General features: G+C 62.8%; 16 protein-coding genes and 1 tRNA gene. 11 read left to right on the forward strand and 6 right to left on the reverse strand.

Annotated features, from left to right (window positions below):
- Positions 1-85: 85 nt before the first annotated feature.
- Positions 86-712 (reverse strand): gluconate 2-dehydrogenase subunit 3 family protein, encoded by a 627-nt coding sequence (locus ACOVQ0_RS01685; RefSeq protein ID WP_421879367.1) that lies wholly within the window; start codon positions 710-712, stop codon positions 86-88.
- Positions 713-873: 161 nt separating this feature from the next.
- Here ACOVQ0_RS01685 and ACOVQ0_RS01690 point away from each other — a divergent pair.
- From ACOVQ0_RS01690 to ACOVQ0_RS01725, 8 genes are all read left to right on the forward strand, one after another.
- Positions 874-950 (forward strand) — tRNA-Pro (locus ACOVQ0_RS01690).
- A gap of 61 nt (positions 951-1,011) precedes the next feature.
- Positions 1,012-1,590: a TetR/AcrR family transcriptional regulator gene (locus ACOVQ0_RS01695; protein WP_421879370.1), complete on the forward strand. Its 579-nt coding sequence runs from the start codon at positions 1,012-1,014 to the stop codon at positions 1,588-1,590.
- 123 nt (positions 1,591-1,713) lie between these two features.
- Entirely contained in the window at positions 1,714-2,349 is a 636-nt protein-coding gene (locus ACOVQ0_RS01700; protein ID WP_421879373.1) for a Dabb family protein, read from the forward strand.
- Between the two features lie 57 nt (positions 2,350-2,406).
- Positions 2,407-3,612: an aromatic ring-hydroxylating oxygenase subunit alpha gene (locus ACOVQ0_RS01705; protein ID WP_421879376.1), complete on the forward strand. Its 1,206-nt coding sequence runs from the start codon at positions 2,407-2,409 to the stop codon at positions 3,610-3,612.
- The gene (locus ACOVQ0_RS01710; protein ID WP_421879379.1) at positions 3,609-3,908 is read left to right on the forward strand and encodes a putative quinol monooxygenase; all 300 of its coding nucleotides are present in this window, start codon (positions 3,609-3,611) and stop codon (positions 3,906-3,908) included. Before ACOVQ0_RS01705 ends, ACOVQ0_RS01710 begins: the two co-directional genes overlap by 4 nt.
- A gap of 35 nt (positions 3,909-3,943) precedes the next feature.
- Positions 3,944-5,005, forward strand: coding sequence for an NADP-dependent oxidoreductase (locus ACOVQ0_RS01715; RefSeq protein ID WP_421879382.1), 1,062 nt, complete (start codon positions 3,944-3,946; stop codon positions 5,003-5,005).
- Positions 4,998-5,498, forward strand: a complete 501-nt coding sequence (locus tag ACOVQ0_RS01720; RefSeq protein ID WP_421879384.1) for a nuclear transport factor 2 family protein — start codon at positions 4,998-5,000, stop codon at positions 5,496-5,498. Before ACOVQ0_RS01715 ends, ACOVQ0_RS01720 begins: the two co-directional genes overlap by 8 nt.
- A 45-nt stretch (positions 5,499-5,543) precedes the next feature.
- Positions 5,544-7,196: an FAD-dependent oxidoreductase gene (locus ACOVQ0_RS01725; protein WP_421879386.1), complete on the forward strand. Its 1,653-nt coding sequence runs from the start codon at positions 5,544-5,546 to the stop codon at positions 7,194-7,196.
- Between the two features lie 10 nt (positions 7,197-7,206).
- On the opposite strand, the gene ACOVQ0_RS01730 is transcribed toward ACOVQ0_RS01725, so the two are convergent.
- Both ACOVQ0_RS01730 and ACOVQ0_RS01735 read right to left on the reverse strand, forming a co-directional pair.
- The gene (locus ACOVQ0_RS01730) at positions 7,207-8,697 is read right to left on the reverse strand and encodes an aldehyde dehydrogenase (NADP(+)) (protein WP_421879389.1); all 1,491 of its coding nucleotides are present in this window, start codon (positions 8,695-8,697) and stop codon (positions 7,207-7,209) included.
- 71 nt (positions 8,698-8,768) lie between these two features.
- Positions 8,769-11,564 carry a TonB-dependent receptor gene (locus ACOVQ0_RS01735; protein WP_421879392.1) on the reverse strand — a complete coding sequence of 932 codons (2,796 nt, stop codon included), beginning with the start codon at positions 11,562-11,564 and terminating at the stop codon, positions 8,769-8,771.
- A gap of 378 nt (positions 11,565-11,942) precedes the next feature.
- Here ACOVQ0_RS01735 and ACOVQ0_RS01740 point away from each other — a divergent pair, with 378 nt between their 5' ends.
- Positions 11,943-13,280, forward strand: a complete 1,338-nt coding sequence (locus tag ACOVQ0_RS01740; RefSeq protein ID WP_421879395.1) for an MFS transporter — start codon at positions 11,943-11,945, stop codon at positions 13,278-13,280.
- On the forward strand, positions 13,277-15,121 hold the full coding sequence (locus tag ACOVQ0_RS01745; RefSeq protein WP_421879398.1) for a hypothetical protein: 1,845 nt from the start codon (positions 13,277-13,279) through the stop codon (positions 15,119-15,121). Before ACOVQ0_RS01740 ends, ACOVQ0_RS01745 begins: the two co-directional genes overlap by 4 nt.
- A 3-nt stretch (positions 15,122-15,124) precedes the next feature.
- Here ACOVQ0_RS01745 and ACOVQ0_RS01750 read toward each other — a convergent pair whose 3' ends face one another.
- The 3 genes from ACOVQ0_RS01750 to kdgD are packed head-to-tail and all read right to left on the reverse strand — an operon-like array spanning position 15,125 to position 18,460.
- Complete coding sequence (locus tag ACOVQ0_RS01750; RefSeq protein ID WP_421879401.1) at positions 15,125-16,609, reverse strand: carboxylesterase/lipase family protein; 1,485 nt, start codon at positions 16,607-16,609, stop codon at positions 15,125-15,127.
- Between the two features lie 10 nt (positions 16,610-16,619).
- Positions 16,620-17,513 (reverse strand): LysR substrate-binding domain-containing protein, encoded by an 894-nt coding sequence (locus ACOVQ0_RS01755; protein ID WP_421879404.1) that lies wholly within the window; start codon positions 17,511-17,513, stop codon positions 16,620-16,622.
- A gap of 17 nt (positions 17,514-17,530) precedes the next feature.
- On the reverse strand, positions 17,531-18,460 hold the full coding sequence (gene kdgD / locus ACOVQ0_RS01760; RefSeq protein WP_421879407.1) for a 5-dehydro-4-deoxyglucarate dehydratase: 930 nt from the start codon (positions 18,458-18,460) through the stop codon (positions 17,531-17,533).
- A gap of 244 nt (positions 18,461-18,704) precedes the next feature.
- Between kdgD and ACOVQ0_RS01765 the strand changes: the two genes are divergently transcribed.
- Positions 18,705-20,297, forward strand: a complete 1,593-nt coding sequence (locus ACOVQ0_RS01765) for an NAD(P)/FAD-dependent oxidoreductase (protein ID WP_421879410.1) — start codon at positions 18,705-18,707, stop codon at positions 20,295-20,297.

The raw sequence follows: 20,297 nt of genomic DNA on the forward strand, positions 1-20,297 counted from the left end.
GCCGCCCAGCCGCCGGTGATCCCGGAGCCGACCACGATTGCGTCGAATTGCATGTTCATTTCCCCTGTGCGTCAGCCGATGCGTGTCAGCCGAAATCGACGGCGGTCCAGTCGTTGGAAATGGCCCGGTCGCCGGGCTTCAACGGCAGATCGGGATCAAAGCGTCCGGGCACTGCCTCGTAACGCAATTCTTCCGACCCACCCGGTTCGCTGGTGTAATACCCGGTCACGATCAGCGCCTTGATCGCCTTCCACGGGCTTTCACTTTCCCTGCTGGCAAAGGCCTCCGCATCAAGCGCGCTCAACAACGCAGCGCGGCGCGCACCATCGGCACCAAGAAAATCCCCGCCCGCGCCCAGATCGAGTTCGCGTTCCAGCCATGCCACATGGCGCACCGAACCATCGTTGCGCAGAAAACGGGCATAGGCTGCCGCATCCTTCACCGGCTTGCGGCTGTTTTCCAACCCATGCGCCAGTGCGAGAATCGCAAAGTCTCCCGCCCCAACATCGCCTGCGCCGGGGGTTGCCGAGCGCGGAATGACGAGCTGGCTCACCTCCTTCATCAACGCGCGCTGACGAGGTGTCGGGGCGTCCTTGTCGTCCAGTTCGGTAAAGGCAACAGCTGCTGTGGGCAGGCCAAGGGCAAGCGCCACCAATGCCGCTGCCCCCATGAAATCACGCCGACTCCAGCCACTGCGCTGACTGTCCTGCATAGGTCACATTCTCCCCGGACCCGCAGCACCGCCTGCCTTGATCCATATAAGAATGAATACTCTAATTTTGACCTGAACCGCAAGAGGGCTTTCAAAGATCACGCAATGCAAACAATCCCCCTTGCCCCGCCGCCCGCATCGGCCTAGGGGCCTCCGGGTGTCGGGGAGTAGCGCAGCCTGGTAGCGCATCTGGTTTGGGACCAGAGGGTCGTAGGTTCGAATCCTATCTCCCCGACCACTTCAATCGTTCAGCCCGTTGGCCCGTTGCGGGACCAAGGCGATGCGATCAGGTCTAATTCATGCCAATAATCGTCAACCGGGAAGAACGTCGCGCCGAAGTGGTCGCAATGGCATTCGAACTCGTGGCCGACCGGGGCATCGAAGCACTGACATTTCGCGAGATCGCGGCGGCGGCGGGATGCAGCACCTCGATCGTTTCGCACTACTTCGGCAACAAGAACGAACTGCTGTTCACCGTCTATCAGGTGGCCAACCAGCGAGCGACCGCGCGTATCCAGTCCATGCGCGAATCTGGTGCAGCCCTGCCTGCCTGTTTCGAGACGATCCTGCCCATCGGCGCTGAGGCGCAACGCAACTGGCGGGTTTGGCTTGCGTTCTGGGCGCGCGCGCATCTGGACCCTGCCTATTTCGAGGAACGGCGGCGCGCTGCTGAATTGAGCCTTGCCCTCTATCGCGAGATGATCGCACGATCCGCAGGACTGGAAGACGAGGCTCAGATTGATCTGGCAGCGCGGCGGCTTATTGCCGCAATTGCCGGGATCGGCCTTGAAGCCTGCTTCGCACCGGATGACTGGCCACCCCATCGCATTCGGGAAGTGCTCAGCGCCGAACTCGAATCGCTTGGCCTTGCGGAATAAAATCGCGCCCACCTGCTTAATATGACAGGCGTCATATCAAAGGCTACGGGTTAGCCTCCCTCTCATCAGGCACGCAGCTTCCGGCACAAAGCCGAGGCGCCACAAGCCCGAGGGAGAGACAAGATGATCCGCCATGTGGTCATGATCAAGTTCAAGAAGGACGCCCCGCAGGACAAGATCGACACCTTCCTGACCGAGGTGAAGAAATTGTCGCACCTCAACCGCGAAGTGCGCGATTACAGCCACGGCCTGTGTGTGAAAACCCGCTACCATTCGGGCGATTTCGATTTCGCCAACTGCTGCGACATCGACAGCTACGAAGCGATGGACCGCTACATGTCGCACTGGTCGCACTTGCGGATGACCCCGTTTCTGCCTGACATCCTCGACAACATGATCTCGTTCGATTGGGAAATCGACTATCACGGGCCAGAGTTCGACGAGAAGCTCGCCGCCGAGGAAGCCGCGCGCGAATCTGCCCGCGTGCTGCAGATCCATGCCGATCCGGCCAAGGCCTATGTCCCCGAAGTGCGTGGCCAGACCCGCGAACGTGCTCGCGAAATGTGCGATGCGGTGGGGCTTGTCCTGTCAGGCGATGAAGAGGAAATCATCGGATCGGTCTGGGCACCCAATCGCATCATGTTCGTCACGCCCGATGCGGGCACCGAAGTGGACAAGGGCAGCACCATCAAGATCGGCATCACCGGCAATTGGCTGACCGGCCCCGCCGTGCCCGAAGGTGACGGCCCCGCCTGGTGACATGCCGCCGCCGGGAAACCGGCGGCACCTTGCGGTTCTCCGGCGCGGGAGGATGCGATGACGACTATGCGTGAGGCCTACGGCAACGTGGCCGAGAAGCTGCTCGAATTCGTCGAACAGCGGACCACCGATCAGACGGGCGCCACAATGCAGGTGCCGGCGCGGGCCTATCTCGATGCCGACCAGTGGCAGCGCGAAATCGACCTTATCTTCAAGCGCCTGCCACTGATGCTCGCGTTGAGCATCGAACTGCCCGGCAATGGCGATTACAAGGCGATGGAGCCGCTGGGCATCCCCGTGCTGATATCGCGCGGGACGGATGGCCGCGTGCGAGCCTTCCTCAACGTATGTCGTCACCGTGCGATGAAGCTGGTGGACGAAGGTTCCGGCTCCTGCTCGCGCTTTTCATGCCCATATCACGGCTGGACCTATGGCAGTGACGGCAGGCTGATCGGCGTTGCCGAGGCCAGCACATTCGGCCCGGTAGACAAACAGCAGCTCGGCCTGCAGGAACTGCCGTGCGAAGAAGTTGCGGGCATGATCTTCGTGATCCTGACGCCCGGCATCGCTATCGACGTGCGCGAATTCCTTGGTGGAATGCTCGACGATCTGGCCGCGTTGAAGCTGGAAACGTGGTATTTTCACAAGTCGCGCAGCATGACCGGGGCCAACTGGAAAGTCGCCTATGACGGCTATCTCGAAGGCTATCACTTTCAGGCCGCGCATCCCGAAACGGTAACCCCGCGCACGCCTTCGAACCGCGCCTATTATGAGGCATTCGGCCCGCACATCCGGCTGGCCTATCCGCAGCACCGCATTGTTGAACTGCGCGATATCCCGCGGGATGAATGGGGCCTGCGCGAGAACCTGAACTACGATTTCATCCGTATGCTGTTTCCCAACTTCGCGATGTTTCTGGCGCCTGAGATGTGCCAGGTCGCGCAGCTTTTTCCGGGGTCCACGCCCGGAAGCAACGTCACCGTGATGAACTACATCTTCCCCCGCGCTCCGGCTGACGAAGCGGCACTCAAGACGCTGGACGAGATGTGCGACTTCTTCTTCGATGTGGTGGAGCGCGAGGATTATCACATGGGCCTGCGCGTGCAGCAAGGGCTGGAAGCCATGCCCGATGGGCACATCACGTTCGGGCGTAACGAGCCGGGCAACCAGTACTTCCACAAATGGGTGGACTACTACCTTTCCGAAGGCACCCTTCCCCCGCCCGCGCTGCGAAATGCGCCCGATGGAGACACACAGCCATGATCATTCTTGCCGGACACCTCAAGACCAGCCCCGCCAACGTCGATGAACTCTACGCCGCGTTGCGCTCGCTTGTGGCCGATACCCTGCAGGAGGACGGCTGCCTCGATTATCACTTCGCCATCGACGATCACGCCGCCGGGTCCATTCTCGTCTACGAACGCTGGCGCGATCAGGACGCGCTGAATACCCACCTTGCCCTCCCCGCAATCGGCGCAGTGCTGGGCGGCTGGGCCGACCGTATCGAGATTGCCGTGCGCAAGTTCGATGCGTCCAACGAGCGCGCCTTCACCGACTGAGGCACAACAAGAAAAAGCATTCCGGGAGAACCCTCATGGCCATGATGAACCGCCGCATCGTTTTGCAATCGCGCCCCACTGGGCTGCCGGTGGCGGAAAACTTCCGCGTTGAGGAAGTGCCTCTTCCCGATCTGGAAGAGGGACAGGTTCTGCTGGAGAACCGCATCTTTGCAATCGATCCCGCCGTCCGCGGAATGCTCGATGATGTGAAAAGCTATCTGCCGCCGGTCCAGATCGGCGGGTTGATCCCCACAATGGTGTTGGGCCGTGTGGTGGCATCACGCAATCCCGATTTCCGCGAAGGCGATTATGGCCGCGCCTTCATCGGCTGGGAAACCCATTCCGTCATCGCGCCGGGCAGCGTGGGCTTTGAAAACGTGAACGTTGCCACAGACCTTCCGCTCACCGCCTATATGGGCGCGTGCGGCTGGTCGGGCATCACCGCTTACGTCGGCCTCAAACGCTATGGCGAAATGCGCGAGGGCGACGAAGTTCTGATGAGCGCGGCAGCAGGCGCGGTGGGATCGGTCGGCGGCCAGATTGCCAAACTTTCCGGCTGCCGCGTGGTCGGCACGGTCAGCTCGGATGACAAGGCGCGCATCGTCACCGATGTCCTGGGCATGGATGCCGCGATCAACTATCGCGATTGCGCCAGCCTTGAGGATGAAATTGATCGTCATTTCCCCAATGGTATCGATCTGTATTTCGACAATGTTGGCGGGGCCACGCTCGATGCCGTGTTGCCGCGCATGAAAGCCTTCGGGCGCATCCCGGTGTGCGGCATGATCGCCAATTACAACAACCAGACCGATCCCTATAAGCTGCGCAACATCTGGCAGGTTCTGGTCAACCGCATCACCATGCGCGGCTTCCTTGCCTATGAAGCCGCAGACATGCTGCACGAAGCGGAAACTGCGCTGGCCGACTGGGTGCGTAATGGGAAACTGGTGGCAACCGAGAATGTGGCGACAGGGCTTGAAGCCGCGCCTGAATCGTTCATCCGCCTGATGTCTGGCCAGACGACGGGCAAGACACTGGTCCGGCTCGATGATCGCGTCTCCACTCTGGCTGATTGGCAGGCTGCGCGTCATGGCTGATGCAACGCACGAACGGCTCGCCACCCGCGCAGCCTTGCAGGATCTGGTGGCGGAATATGCCGCGCTGATGGATTGGGTAGACTGGGACAGGCTGGATCACGTCTTCTGGCCCGATGCACAGTTCGATTTCGGCATGTTCAAGGGCGATCTGGCCGCATACCGCGATTTCGTGGCGGCGCTGGAAGAACCCTATGCCCGCCGCCTGCACCTGTTCGGCCTGCCGGTGATCCGCATCAATGGTGAAAAGGCGCGCGTCGATGCGGGAAGCCTGATTACCTGCCGCACGGCAGACCCGGCCCCCGGCATCGATGACACCTTCTGGGGGCGGTATCTGTTCGACGCCGAGTGCCGCGATGGCGAATGGCGCTTTGTCCGCCTCACTTATCTGCTGAACCTTGCCGAACGGGTGGAACGCACTGTCGACGATACTAAAGGACCGATGAATTTCAGCGCAGACCTTTCGCCTGCACATCCGCTGGCATCGCGCAACTGAACGACTGTCACGCCGCTGGCACAAAGAACAAGAGAGGGTTGACCGATGGCTGAGGACCAGAACTGGGATCTCGAAATGGATGTGGTCGTGCTCGGATCAGGTGGCGCGGCGATGACAGCTGCCATCGCCGCGCACGATTTCGACGCGAAGGAGGTGGTGATCCTTGAAAAGAGCGGCATGGTCGGGGGTACAACCGCGATGTCGGGCGGAATGCTGTGGATTCCGAAGAACCATCACCAGACCGAAGCCGGGATCGACGACAGCGACGAAGATATCGTGGCCTATCTCGATTCCCTGTCCCCCGGCGCGCTCGATCCCGAAACACTGTGGGCTTTCATGGAAAACGGCCCGGAAATGGTCCGCTTCCTTGAAGAGAAGACCCCTGTCCGCTTCCACGCCTTTGCCGATTTCCCGGATTATCAGCCCTATATGCCCGGCGCGAAGCCCGATGGCGGGCGCTCGCTCGACAATGACGCCTTCTCGTTCGAACGGCTGGGCAAATGGGCGGGCCGCGTCAATCCCACCAAGATGGCCTACCCTGTTCGCGGCAGCCTGATGGAAGCGATTCAGGGTTCGCTCGACGAGGCGACCTTGGCTGAACGCGAACGCGGCGATTATCGCGGGTTGGGTCAGGCACTGGCTGGCGCGCTGTTCCTTGGCCTGATCGAACGCGACATTACGGTTGAGTTCGAGAAACGCGCCCGCAAGCTGGTGAAGGACGGCGATCGGATCATCGGCGTCATAGCCGAAGACGCCAGCGGCAAGGATTTTCGCGTGCGTGCCCGGCGCGGCGTGGTGATCGCCACGGGCGGGTTCGAATGGAACGAGATGCTGGTCAAGACCTTCCTGCGCGGCCCTCTTACCGGCCCGGTAAGTGTGCCGGAAAACGAAGGTGACGGTCTGCTCATGGCCATTGAGGCCGGCGCACAACTCGGCAACATGCAGAACGCCTTCTGGCAGCAGAGCGTGCTGGAAATGAAACCACAGCACCGTGCGGCCAAGCCCAACTACATGCTGGGATCGGACGAACGCGCCCGCCCCGGCGCGATCCTGGTCAACCGCGCGGGCAAGCGCTTCGTCAATGAAGCGGCAAACTATCACGCTATGGGCAAGGCGCTTCACGCCTTCGATGCAGGCACGCACACCTATGCCAACCTGCCCTACTGGCTGGTGATCGACCAGCGCTACAAGGACAAGTATCCCACCTTCACATCAACACCGGGATCGCCCATCCCGTCCTACATGATGCAGGCCGATACGCTTGAGGAACTGGCTGCGATGGCCGGGATCGATGCCGTCGGTCTGGTCGCCACGGTGGACCGCTTCAACCAGATGGTGCGCAATGGCCGGGACGAGGATTTCCATCGCGGCGAGAACACTTACGACAACTATTACATGTGGGGCGATACCGACTTCGAACCGCCTTACCGCACGCTGGGCCTGATCGATCAGGGACCGTTCTATGCCGTCAAGATGGAGGCAGGCGCTCTTGGCACCGCAGGCGGGCCGAAAACCAATGCCGATGGCCAGGTCGTCGATTGGAACGGCAACCCCATCCCCGGTCTTTACGCGGCAGGCAATGCAATGGCCGCCGTTCTCGGTGAAGCCTATGGCGGCGCGGGCGGGACGCTCGGCCCCGGCCTTACCTTCGGCTATATTGCGGGCCGCCATCTCGGCACGCACATATCAAACCACTGAGCGTCAGCCCTTACCCCGCAAGGTCATCCGGCAGGAGGCCTTGCGGAAAATTCTGGTAGCAGACGGGGCGCAGGAAACGGTCGATGGCAAGGCTGCCTACCGATGTCGTGCGCGCATCGGTGGTTGCCGGGAACGGGCCACCATGCACCATCGCATCACACACTTCGACACCGGTGGGCCAGCCATTCACAAGGATCCGGCCAACCTTGTGCTCCAAGATGGGCAACAGGGTTTTGGCAGCGGGCAGATCTTCATCGGCCATCTGCAGCGTTGCAGTAAGTTGCCCTTCAAGGCTGCGCAGAACGGCGGCAAGTTCATCTGCATCCGCACAGGCGACCACCAGCCCCGCCGGGCCGAACACCTCTTCATGCAGGCGCGGATTGGCAAGGAAAGTCGCGGCACTGGTGCGAAGCATCATGCTGCTGGCCTTGCGTTCCTCGGCACATGCTGCACCGTTCGCGGCAAGGGCAACGCCCTCAGCTTGTACCAAGGCGGTGGTATGCCGATCATAAGCATCGCGGATGCCATCCGTCAGCATGACCTGCGCAGAAACTTCGCTGATCGCCGCGCCCGCAGCCGCGCAGAACGCATCAAGTCCTTCACCCGCCACGCCAAGCACAAGCCCCGGATTGGTGCAGAACTGCCCTGCCCCAATCGTCAGTGACTGCGCAAATCCCTGCCCGATTGCCGCTGCGCGCGATTGCAGCGCGTGCGGCAAAAGCACGACCGGATTGATGCTCGACATTTCGGCATAGACAGGGATCGGCACCGGGCGTTCCTGCGCGATGCGCGCCAGCGCCAGTCCACCGCCGCGCGATCCGGTAAAACCCACAGCCGCGATGCGCGGGTCACGCACCAGCGCTGCGCCCAGTTCTGGCGATGGCCCCTGAACCTGCCCGAAAACGCCCGCTGGAAGACCCGACGCGGCAACCGCACGCCGGATGGCGTCAGCCGCCAGCAGGGCGGTGCGTGGGTGTGCAGGGTGCGCCTTGACCACAACCGGGCACCCCGCCGCCAGCGCCGATGCGGTATCTCCCCCTGCGGTAGAGAAGGCGAGCGGGAAGTTCGATGCGCCGAACACCGCCACTGGTCCCAGCGGGATCATCCGCATCCGCAAGTCAGGGCGTGGCAGAGGCTGGCGATCGGGCAAGGCCGGATCGATGCGGCGCTCCAGCCAATCGCCCTTGCGCACCACGTCGGCAAACAGGCGCAACTGGCCCACCGTGCGCCCACGCTCGCCTTCCAGCCGTGCGCGGGGCAAGCCGCTTTCGCGCATCGCGGTTTCGATAAGTTCGTCGCCAATGGCCACAAGCTCGTCACCAATCCTTTCGAGCAGGCTGGCGCGCACTTCGTGATCGGCCATGCGGAAAGGGTCGAAGGCCGCCTCCGCAGCGGCACAAGCAGCGGCCACTTCTGCCGGACCGTCGATGGGCAAAGGATCGCCAAAGCGCTCTCCACTGGCTGCATCGATCGAGAACAGGGGAGCGTCAGCAGCGGCCATCGTCAATTCGCCTCAAATGAAAAAGGCCCGGTCCGCGTAGCAAGGCGGACCGGGCAGGGAGCAGCGTCAAATCAGAACGTGAACTTGGCCCCAAGGTTGAACTGGCGGCCGCTGTGGGTCAGCACGTTCAAGCGGTTGGTTTCGTCCACGAACTGGTCGTTCTTGGTATCGAGCAGGTTGATCGCCTCAAGGCTGACCTTGAGATTGTCGGTGATCGCATAGGACATCTGCGCATCAAGGTTGGTCGTGCTGTTCGTGCCGTTGAAGGCATTGCCTTCGGTGCCCGGAACGGCGGTCAGATACTTCGAACGATAGGCCACCGAACCACGCACCGAGAACTTGCTGTCCTCGTAATAGAGCGTGAGGTTGGCTGCATTCTTCGACAGGCCGAGCAACGGCGCCGTGACCGAAGACTGCCCGTTTGCCGAAGTGAGATATTCGATATCCGACTTTACATAGGTGTAGTTTGCCAGCGCGCCAAAGTTCGCCAGCACGCCCGGCAGGAAGCTGAAGGGCTGCTGGACGTTGACCTCGAAGCCCTGCAGCTTGCCGCCATTGGAATTGACCGGACGGCTGACGATGAAATCATCGGTCGGGCTGGCGGTTGTGCCAGCCAGCAGCGAATCCGGCAGGCCCAGCGCCGCGAAGGGCACTGTCACCGCCAGCGTCTGCACAAAGGTGCCGATGTCTTTCTGGAACAACGCCACCGAATAGATCGCGCCCTTCGCCGGATACCATTCCACCGCGAAATCGAGGTTGGTCGATTCCGTGGGCTTCAGGTCAGGGTTGCCCGAACTGAAGCTGCGGTTGCCGCCCGAAACGTTCAGATTGCCACCGGGCGAAAGCGAGGCGATGCCCGCGCGGGCCAGCGTCTTGGCAGCGGCAAGGCGCACCAGCAGTTGCGGGGTCACGTCGAACACCAGATTGGCCGATGGCAACCAGCGATCGTAGCTGCGTTCTGCGGTCACGAAATTGATGCTCGCACCCTGGCTGGCATAGCCGGTCGAGAACTGCTTCGTGTTGACATAGCGCAGGCCCACATCACCGCGCAGCGGCAGCCCCGCGTCGGCCATGTTGAACGCGGTCATCGCCCACGCGCCCAGATCCTTCTCGGTCACCGTGATGTACGATCCGCGCGCCGTGGCGTTTTCCACGCCACCGGTCTGGTAAACCGGGTCGCTGTAGATGCCATAATTGTTGGCAAAGTAGTCGAGGTTCGGCACCACCCATCCGGTCGGCGTCCCCTGCGGCAGATTCAGCCCGCGTCCGAAGCCGCTGAACAGTTGCGTGCCCGCCGCAAGCTGCGATGCGGTAAGCGAATTGACCCGCGTCTCGCCCTGAATGCGGCGCTGTTCGGTGGAATTGTAGCTGAACCGGCGCCAGTCGACCCCGCCCTTGAACGTCAGGATATCGCTGGCCTTCCATTCCAGCGCACCCTTTGCCGTGGTGAAGGAATTGTCCACCGTCTGCGGGCGAATGCGCACTTCGGATGTGCCGTTGACGAAGCCGAAGCTGGCGGGTGACGTCACGTCAACGCCCGGCACGATGGCGGGGAAACGACTGGAGAAATCGTACTGGAAGTTCTGCGTGTTGACCGCATCGATGGTCACGGTCGTCTGCACCGGATTGCGGAACGCGGACTTCGAATAGCCGACAAGGCCTGTGAACTTGAGGCTTTCGCCCAGTTCCTGCTCAAGATTGCCGGTTACTTCATAGAAATCGGTCACCAGCTTGTCGAACCGCGCCTGCGAACGCAGGTCCACATTGTCGAACCGGCCGCTGACGATGTTGTTATCGGCATCGACCACGCCGTCACGAATGATCGTCTGCGGCTTGCCCGAACCTGATCGCGAGAAGCTGATCGCCTGAAGCTGCGCTTCGGCGCGCGTGCCATCAAGCCGCGAATACAGCCCGTCGATCGAGATCAGCGTGCTTTCGGCAGGGCGCATCTGCACGGCCAAGGCCGCACCAAGGCGCTTCTGGTTGATGTCATAGGAAACCAGGCCCGGAATGCGCGGGTGGAACAGGCCGTTACCGGTCGCATTGCTGTCATTGATCTGGGCAATGGTCTTGCCCGGCAGGGTGGATGCCGCATTGAAACCGCCGTTGAACCCGCCATAGGTCCAGCGCGTGATGTTCGCGCCCTCTTCCTTGATGCGGCGCTCTTCATAGGAGATCGACATGAGCACGCCGAACGTGCCTGCATCGTTGGTGGTTGTTGCCAGCGTTGAGATGCGCGGCGTCACCTTGCGTGACAGGTCATTGTAGCTGCCCTGCGCCGAGATGCTGACCGTCGGCTTGCGGAAGTCGAAGGGCCGCGCAATCGTCAGATCGACCGTCGCCCCCAGCGAACCTTCCTCGACATCGGCCGACGCCGTCTTGCGCACGGCAAGGCTGTTGAACAGGTCTGACGAAAAGATGTTGAAGTCAAAACCGCGACCACGGTTCACGCCGCCCGAATTGTCGGTGCCGCCGGTGGTGCCGATGGCTTCCATGCCGTTGATGCGGACGCGGGTATATTCAGGGCCAAGGCCGCGCACCGAGATATTGCGCCCTTCGCCGTTCACGCGGCTGATCGCCACGCCGGGAATACGCTGCAGCGATTCCGCAAGGTTGAGGTCGGGGAACTCGGCAATGTCCTCGGCCTTGATCGCGTCGATCGCCGCCGTCTCGTTCTTCTTCAGGCCCAGCGCACTGGAAAGGCTTTCGCGGAAACCGGTCACGATGATTGCCGATTCGGGCGGTGCCGCCTCATCCGCCACCGATTGCGCGGCATCCTGGGCAATCGCGGGGACGGCGGTCAAAGACGCCAGAGCCGATGAACAAGCCAGCGCAGCCCGTGCTGCGCGCAGATCGAAAAGTGCCATTTCGTATCCCCTCATACCTGGCCGTCGCGAAGCCGCGTGCCGACCAAATCATTCCCGGTCATGTTTGCCGGAGCGATCTTTGGATAGCGACGGTGCCTTGCCCAAGGCCAACCTCAATCGCGCATGGATCATTGCGCAACTTGCACCGATCGCGGCCACTCACTGCCGAGCGGCCACTCACCACCACGTCCGATACCCGCACCTGCTGCGCGATCAATGCGGTCCTTGGCTCAATCCCTGCGGAATTGGACTTGGACCGGCAATGCCGCTTTGGCTACCACAGCGTGGACAGCCTCCGGCAAGTGCGCGCAAAGCCCAGAAACACTGGGTGGGCCGCATCGGATGAGGGGCCGCGATAACGATCACCCGGAGAAGACGATGCCCAGCGAACCAGCGCCCAGCGGAACTGCCACGCGCCCTACCCGGATTCGCTTTCAGATCATCGCCCTGATCTTCCTGATCACCTCGCTGAACTATGCCGATCGCGCAACGTTCTCCATCGCTGGAGAAGCCGCTTCCACCGAACTCGGCCTCAGCGCAGTGCAGACCGGCTTCATCCTGTCCGCGTTCGCATGGGCTTATGTGCTGGCACAGGTGCCGGGCGGCGCACTGCTTGATCGCTTCGGGACAAAGCGGGTCTATGTCGCCGCCATTACCTTCTGGTCGCTCTGCACCGCGTTGCAGGGGTTCGTCGGCTGGATTCCCGGCTTGGCTGCGGTCACCACGCTGTTTGTCATGCGCTTCCTCGTCGGATTGGCAGAGGCTCCTTCGTTCCCCGGCAACGCGCGGCTTGTGGCCGCCTGGTTTCCGGCACGCGAACGCGGCACCGCATCGGCCATCTTCAATTCCGCGCAATACTTCTCGCTGGTAGCCTTCGCGCCGCTGATGGGCTGGCTGGTCCACACCTTCCACTGGCGCGCGGTATTCTGGGTGATGGGCGTGCTGGGGATCGCCGCCGCCGCAATTTTCATGGCGTTCATCCACGGGCCTGACCGGCACCCGTCCATCAATCAGGCAGAGCTTGATCTCATCCGCGAAGGCGGCGGCGAAATCGCCATGGAGCGCCCCTCCACTGCCGCTGCACAGCCAACATTCACATGGCACAACGTGCGGCAACTGCTGGCCAACCGCATGATGCTGGGCATCTATCTTGGCCAGTACTGCATCAATGTGCTGACCTATTTCTTCGTCACCTGGTTCCCGATCTATCTGGTCAAGGAACGCGGGCTTAACATCATGGAGGCGGGCTTTGCCGCCGCAGTCCCTGCGGTCTGCGGCTTCATCGGCGGACTGGCCGGCGGCATCGTGTCCGACCGCATCCTTGCCCGCACCGGCAGCATCGATCGCGCCCGCAAGGTGCCGCTGGTGCTGGGCATGACGCTGGCCACGCTCATCCTCGGATGCGTGTGGGTCGATGCCGAATGGCTGGTCATCCTGCTGATGTCGCTGGCTTTCTTCGGCAAGGGCGTAGCCTCGCTCGGCTGGGCCGTCATGGCCGATGTCGCGCCGCGCCAGCTTGCCGGGCTTTCGGGTGGCGTGTTCAACATGTTCGGTAACACGGCAGGCATCGTCACGCCCATCGTCGTTGGCTATATCGTCGCGGCAACCGGATCGTTCGACCTCGCGCTGGCGTTTGTTGCCCTGCACTGCGTTCTCACGATCCTTGCCTACACCGTTGTCGTCGGCCCGATCCGCAGGCTGGAGCTGGCGGCGTGAGGATTGACCGGCGCGCTGCCCTCATCGGCCTGACCACATTTGCCGCCAGCGGTTGCGCGCCTCTCCCCGCCCGTCCGCACGGCCTGCCAGCAGCGCCGCTGATGATCGATACGCCCATGTCCACCCCACGCTGGGCAGCCCTGCAGCGCGATCTTCTCGCCGCCCATGCCGAAGCGTGCGAGGCCTATTATGCCCGCTATGTCGATCAGAACGACGCGCTGCGCTGCTTCGTGCGCTGGGGCGCGAATGATGGGCCTGACGATGCGGCCGAATTCACCAACGACTGGGTTCTGCTCCACGCCCTCGGGGCGTCGGACCGCCTGCTCGACCTGTCGCAGCGTTTCTGGGAAGGGCACCTGCGCCAATACGCCACCGCCCGCACCAGCGAAGTGCCCATCGCGCGGCAGGGCATGTACCACCGCGATTTCCCGGTCCAGATGGACTGGCAGCACAACGCCGAAGGCCTGACCACCTTCAACGTCATGGGCCTCAGCGCGCCTTCAGACCCGCGCCTTACTGCCCGCACCCGCACTTTTGCTGATCTTTACACCGGGCATGATCGCTCTGTCGGCAACTATGATCCGCAAGCCCGTGTCATCCGCAGCCTGCTCAATGGCAGCCGTGGCCCCATGCTGCGCAAGGCGACACCGCTGGACTGGGCAGGCGATCCTTTCGATGCCTCGCGCTTTCACCTTGAACATGGTGAGGACGACTACAGCCAGTTCCTTGCCCATTACGCCGAATATACCGACGTTGTCGGCGACAATCCGCTGAACCTTCAGGCCACCACGCTCGGCCTCAATGCCTATGCGCTGGGTTTGGGGGAGCGATTCCGCACATGGACGCTCGATTACTTCGGCGCATGGGCAGACCGGATGCGCGCGAACGGCGGCATTCTGCCCAGCAAGATCGCGCTGGATGGCACTATCGCGCCAGACTGGTGGGGCGGCACCTATGGCTGGAACTTCTCCCCCGTGGTGCCGCAAACGGGCGAACGCGAACACCGCAACCGCGTGCCCCGCTCGATCACCGCGTTCTACAACGCGCTGCTGCTCAGCGGTGATATGGAATTCATGCGCCTGTGGCGAAAGCAGACCGCGATCATCAACGATGCCGGACGCATGGTGGACGGCACGTTCTCAACGCCAACGATGCACGGCCCGCAAGGCTGGCATGGCTGGAAGCCCGGCCCCTATCGCACCAGCGCTTTCGAGATCTGGTACGCCACGCAGGCACCTGAAGACCGCGCCATCGCAGGCGACGATCCGTGGATCGCTTTCCTCGAAGGCCGTGATCCCGACTACGCCGAACGTGCATTGCTGGCCGACCGCCAACGCCTTGATGCGCGCGTCGCCACCATGCGTGCCGATACCTCAACGCCCGAAACCCGGCTGGCGGACTGGACGCTGGACTTCAACCCCGCCAGCGCAAAAGCCCTGGTGCAGACCATGACCGGCGGTCTTCATATCGCCCGCCCCACATGGTCACGCACCAGCCCGCCACAGGGTGGCGTACCCCTGCACTGCCGCCTGCGCTATTTCGATCCGGTGCGCAAACGCGCAGGCATTCCCGAAGGCATAGCCGCGCTGGTCACGGCCATGTCGGACCGCGAAACCAGCGTCACGCTGATAAACACTGGCACATTCCCGCGCGAAGTGGTGGTTCAGGGCGGTGCCTATGGCGAGCATCGCATAGATGCGGTGCACAGCGGTGGCGTTCGCCGCGAAGTGGGCGGCAAGGCCTTTGCCATCCAGCTTGCGCCCGGCTGTGGCAGCGAACTGGCACTGGAAATGACGCGCTATGCTGCCCGCCCCACGCTTGCCTTCCCGTGGGACCAGTAAAGCTCAGCCACCGGGCTTGATATAGGGGATCGGGGCCAGCAACCTGCGCTCCGCCCCGCGCGGGTCGTTTTCCACGCGCACGGTCCTGTCAAAAATCATCGTCGCCCGCTGTTCCAGCGTAAAGCGCGGCCAATGCGGCAACGTCCCGCCGTTCGGATCGCCCGCCCGCGCCAGCCGGATAAAGGCATCCGCCATTTCCCCCGCCAGCCTCGCGGCGTCGGGCGTGTTTCCGGTGCGCGCTGCGAGCAAATGCGTGTTGGCAAAGACCAGCCCGATATCCAGCGTGTGGAACGCCCCCAGCACCCCGCCCGCTTCGGGCGAGGGATAATCGAGCTGGTACATCCATGTCGGCCCATTCTGCCGCGCCCGCGCTTCGGCCTGCACCAGATGGCCCGACCATGATCGTGCCGCAGTAGACATCGCCAGCAGCAGTTGCCCTGCCGACCGGTCTGGATAAAGCACGCGATACTGCGCCACCAACCACGCCGGGTCCGCGTCCTTGACGATCTGCCGCGCCACCCGCGCCTCGAGATTGTCCCAATCGGTATCCCCGGCCTTCAGGATCGGTGCGAGCCAGTACCCCGTCTCGTCATGCGTGTTGCCGATGATCAGGGGAATGTGCGCCGCTTCGGACGGGGCATCGGGATGAAACGGGTGCCGCTTCAGCGCGCGATGGTCGAGCGTGGATGCAAAGCTGATCTCGCCCTTGCCTTCGATCGGATCGGTGGCGCCCATCGCCTCGACCAGCCGCTCCATCGGCATCTCGCGAAGCGATGCGAAGCTCTCCGCACCCGCCGCTGTCATCCACGCAGCGGCGCGGCGTCGCGCGTTCATCGGGCCGATGGCGGTCACATGCTGGCCGCTCATCGTCGCAGCCGAATGAAACAGCGGTCGCGCCTCTTCCATCGCCATCAGCGAAACCACTTTGGCCCCGCCACCAGATTGGCCGAAGATCATCACCCGCCCCGGATCGCCGCCGAACGCCACGATGTTGTCCCGCACCCAGCGCAGCGCCATGCAGATATCAAGATTGCCGACGTTGCCCGATTCCTCAGGCCCGCCCACTCCTGCGAAATAGCCATAGCCGAACCCGGCAAGCCGGTGGTTCAGCGTCAGCACCACCACATCGCCACGGCGCACCAGATTGCCGCCATCATATAACGTGTCGGAGCCGGAACCATGCGCGTGCGCGCCGCCGTGCAGATAGACCATCACCGGGCGACGTGCATTGTCCAGCGCCGGGGTCCAGACGTTGAGGAAAAGGCAGTCCTCGCTGACAGGCTCGTCTGCGTGGGTCTGTGGAGCCGCCGCGCCATAGGCTGTGGCCGGGGCAATGTCCTGCCAAGGCGCAGGCAAGGCTGCGCGGGCAAAGCGGGTCGTCTGCGTGTCCGCGCCATAACGGACGCCGCGAAACACCAGCACCCCACCCTCGCGCAGGCCCCGCACCCGGCCATGCCGCGTCACGGCAACAGGATCGGTTGCGTTCACAAGTGCAAACCTAGTGCGCCAGGCAATCAAGGCACAGGCGGCGCACCGCGTCCAGCGCGGGATTGGGATTGCCGCGCTTCCACGCCATGAACAGTTCCACCGGCGCTTCGGGCGTGGTCACCAGCCGTCGAAACCGCACGGCATCGGGATGGAGGTCCACCGCCGAACGCGGAACGATCGCCGCCGCCACGCCTGCGCGCACCAGTCCCAGCATCGAATGGATTTGCGTAACATGCTGCACCACCACCGGACTGAGCGCGGCCTCATCGAAAAAGCGCATCAGCATGTCGTGGAAATATCCCGCGCCCTTGCGGGAATACATCGCCAGCGGCACGTCCTGCAGATCGGTCAGGGTCAGTTCTTCCTTGTCGCCACGCGGATCGCCATCGGGCAGGGCAACGACCAGCGGCTCTGACAATGCCAGCGCCGTCTCGAATTCGTTGCGCACGATGGGCGGGCGCATGAACGCGATGTCCACCAGCCCGGTCATCAGCGCCTCGGTCTGTTCGCGCGATACCATCTCATGCAGTTCAAGGTCTATGTTCGGCAGTGCCGTGCGCGCCTGCGCCACGATCCCCGGCACCAGCGAATAGCCGGAAACAGCGGTGAACCCGATGGAAACCTTGCCCGCATCGCCACGCGCCACGCGCCGGGCAGCAAGCGCCGCGTTCTCTGCCAGCCGCACGATCCGCTGCGCTTCGATCAGGAATACCCGCCCCGCAGGCGTCAGCGCCACATTGCGGCTGGTTCGCTCCAGCAGGGTCACGTCCAGAATGCGTTCGAGCAGCTGGATCTGCCTGCTCAGCGGCGATTGCGTCATGTTAAGGCGCTTCGCCGCCCTGCCGAAGTGGAGTTCCTCGGCAGCGGCGACAAAGCAACGGAGCTGGCTCAGTTCGAACATCATCTCCGTTGCTAACCCATTTACTCGGCCACCGCGAGAGAGCCTGCCGAAACCTTCTCCACCAGCGCGCGCAGTTCGGCGTGCTCGGCCTCGCTCAGATCGGTCAGCGGTGACCGCACCGGCCCCACATCGCGCCCGATCACGCGGCATCCCGCCTTCACGATCGACACCGCATAGCCCCGCCCGCGATTGCGCAGCGTGATGTATGGCAGCACGAAATCGCGCAGTTGCTTCTGCACTTCGGCATGATTGCCAGCGCGCACCGCGTGATAGAACGCCAGCGCCCATTCCGGCATGAAGTTGAAGATGGCGGAAGAATATGTCGTCACCCCCATCGTCAGATAAGGCGTGGCAAACGTCTCTGCCGTGGGCAGCCCGCCGATATAGGTCAGCCGGTCGCCCATGCGGTTATAGATGCGCTGCATCAGCTCGATATCGCCCACGCCATCCTTGTATCCCACAAGGTTGGGATTGCGCTCGCACAGGCCTTCCAGCGTATCGTCATCAAGGATCGCGTTGTCGCGATTATAGACGATCACGCCCAGCCCGGTGGACCGGCACACCGCCTCCACATGCGCGGCAAGGCCTTCCTGCTTCGACCCGACGAGGTAAGGCGGCAGCAGCAGAATGCCGTCTGCTCCCGCTTTCTCCGCACCCCGCGCAATTCCGGTGGCGATGGCAGTGCCATAACCGCAGCCCGAAATCACCGGCACGCCCGCCTTGCGCACGTCCACGGCGGCGCGCACCACATCGACCACTTCCTCAGGCGTCAGCGAGAAGAACTCGCCCGTCCCGCCAGCGGCAAACAGGCCTGACAGATCGTGGCGCAGCATCCAGTCGCAATGATCCTGGAACGCGGGGATATTGACCGCACCGTCATCAGCAAACGGCGTTACGGGGAATGACAGCAGGCCTTCGCCAAGCCGGCGTGCCATTGTGACGGGATCCATTCGAAGCTCCTCTCCACTGCGGCAAAGCGCAGACTTTCGGCTGCCCCGGAATTAGGCTGCGCGTCGCTTCGGGTCCAAACCAAACGCGCGATGAACCAATGCACGGATTGGCTAGATCGACCGGACCGGGCGCCGCCTCGCCGGTCCGAATGCGTCAAACGACGTATGCTCAAGGCGCGGGAACCATCCGACAACGCTGCACTGCAGCAAATGCACCAGAGCCGCGCTGCGCGGGGACACATCGATGCCATTCGATTCAGCGCTTCAGGTCAGCAAGCGCGATCTGCTCGCCCTGATCGGCAAGGCGGGTGGGGCATCGGCCATGTATCTCGCCATGACCAGCCTCGGTCAGGCGCAGGCATCTCCATTCAAGGGCGTGCCCCGCCTCGATGGCGGATCGAAGGGCGCCTCCGTGCTGATTCTCGGCGCAGGGCTGGCAGGCCTCACTGCCGCTTATGAACTGCGCCGCGCCGGGTATTCGGTGCAGGTTCTGGAATACAATGATCGCGTGGGCGGCCGGTCATGGACCCTGCGCGGCGGAGACACATTCACCGAACTCGGCGGCGCAACGCAAACCTGCACATTTTCGTCCGGCAACTATATCAACCCCGGCCCGTGGCGCATTCCGCACAATCACTATGCGATCATGCACTACTGCCATGAACTCGGCGTCGCGCTCGAACCGTTCATGCAGTTGAATTACAACGCCTATGTCCATTCGACCAAGGCCTTCGGCGGCACCCCGCAGCGCTACCGCCACATTCAGGCAGACTTCCTCGGCCATGTCAGCGAACTCCTGGCAAAGGCGGTGAAGAAAGACGCTCTGGCCGACACGGTGACCAAGGAAGACGGCGAAATCCTGCTCGAAGCGCTCCGCGACCTTGGCGCGCTCGACAAGGACTACCGCTATGTCGCAGGCAAACCATCAAGCGAACGGCGCGGCTGGGCGAAGGGGCCGGGCGGCGGCCTTTCGGCAGAACCCATCGCCTCCCAGCCGCTGACCTTCGAATCCGTCCTGCGGTCCGGCCTGTGGAATCACATTTCCGACAGCATGGGTTCCACCCACCATACCGCCATTTTTCAGCCCGTGGGCGGCATGGATATGGTCCCCCGCGCCTTTGTAAGGAAAGTGGGCGATTCCGTCCACCTCAACGCCAAGGTCACGCAGATCACGCAGGATGAAACCGGCGTCACCGCCGCCTATGTGGATACCAGAACAGGCGCAAAAGCCACCGCCCGCGCCGACTGGTGCCTCTGCACCATCCCGCTGTCGATCCTCAGCCAGATCGAAATGAATGTGGGCAACGATATGGCCGCCGCCATTGGTGCCGTGCCCTATGAAGCCTCGCTCAAGGTCGGCCTCGAATTCAAACGCCGCTTCTGGGAGCAGGACGAACATATCTACGGCGGCATCACGATGACCGATCTGCCCATCGGCCAGATCAGCTATCCCAGCACCAATTATGGCACCCCCGGCCCCGCCACGCTGCTCGGCGCCTATGGCTTTGGCGCATTCGCCTATGAATTCACCTCGCTCCCTCCGGCAGAGCGCGTGGCCCGCGCGGTCGAATGGGGCAGCCGCATCCACCCGCAATACAGGCAAGAATTCATCAGCGGCGTCGCGGTCGGCTGGCATCGCGTGCCGTGGACCCAGGGCTGCTTCGGCAACTGGAGCGATGAAGCCCGCGCCGAGCATTACAAGAACCTGTGCCAGATAGATGGCCGCATCCTGCTGGCTGGCGAACACGCCTCGTACATTCCCGCATGGCAGGAAGGCGCGATCACCTCGGCGCTCGATGCCATCGGGCGGCTGCACCAGCGCGTTTTGGCCGGATAA

Origin of the sequence: Novosphingobium sp. (genome assembly GCF_049240505.1) — a bacterium.
Taxonomy (GTDB): domain Bacteria; phylum Pseudomonadota; class Alphaproteobacteria; order Sphingomonadales; family Sphingomonadaceae; genus Novosphingobium.

Excerpts from the sequence above, each read along its gene's own strand:
- ACOVQ0_RS01685 (WP_421879367.1), bottom strand. The coding sequence starts at position 712 with ATGCAGGACAGTCAGCGCAGTGGCTGGAGTCGGCGTGATTTCATGGGG.
- ACOVQ0_RS01695 (WP_421879370.1), top strand. The coding sequence starts at position 1,012 with ATGCCAATAATCGTCAACCGGGAAGAACGTCGCGCCGAAGTGGTCGCA.
- ACOVQ0_RS01700 (WP_421879373.1), top strand. The coding sequence starts at position 1,714 with ATGATCCGCCATGTGGTCATGATCAAGTTCAAGAAGGACGCCCCGCAG.
- ACOVQ0_RS01705 (WP_421879376.1), top strand. The coding sequence starts at position 2,407 with ATGACGACTATGCGTGAGGCCTACGGCAACGTGGCCGAGAAGCTGCTC.
- ACOVQ0_RS01710 (WP_421879379.1), top strand. The coding sequence starts at position 3,609 with ATGATCATTCTTGCCGGACACCTCAAGACCAGCCCCGCCAACGTCGAT.
- ACOVQ0_RS01715 (WP_421879382.1), top strand. The coding sequence starts at position 3,944 with ATGGCCATGATGAACCGCCGCATCGTTTTGCAATCGCGCCCCACTGGG.
- ACOVQ0_RS01720 (WP_421879384.1), top strand. The coding sequence starts at position 4,998 with ATGGCTGATGCAACGCACGAACGGCTCGCCACCCGCGCAGCCTTGCAG.
- ACOVQ0_RS01725 (WP_421879386.1), top strand. The coding sequence starts at position 5,544 with ATGGCTGAGGACCAGAACTGGGATCTCGAAATGGATGTGGTCGTGCTC.
- ACOVQ0_RS01730 (WP_421879389.1), bottom strand. The coding sequence starts at position 8,697 with ATGGCCGCTGCTGACGCTCCCCTGTTCTCGATCGATGCAGCCAGTGGA.
- ACOVQ0_RS01735 (WP_421879392.1), bottom strand. The coding sequence starts at position 11,564 with ATGGCACTTTTCGATCTGCGCGCAGCACGGGCTGCGCTGGCTTGTTCA.
- ACOVQ0_RS01740 (WP_421879395.1), top strand. The coding sequence starts at position 11,943 with ATGCCCAGCGAACCAGCGCCCAGCGGAACTGCCACGCGCCCTACCCGG.
- ACOVQ0_RS01755 (WP_421879404.1), bottom strand. The coding sequence starts at position 17,513 with ATGATGTTCGAACTGAGCCAGCTCCGTTGCTTTGTCGCCGCTGCCGAG.
- kdgD (WP_421879407.1), bottom strand. The coding sequence starts at position 18,460 with ATGGATCCCGTCACAATGGCACGCCGGCTTGGCGAAGGCCTGCTGTCA.
- ACOVQ0_RS01765 (WP_421879410.1), top strand. The coding sequence starts at position 18,705 with ATGCCATTCGATTCAGCGCTTCAGGTCAGCAAGCGCGATCTGCTCGCC.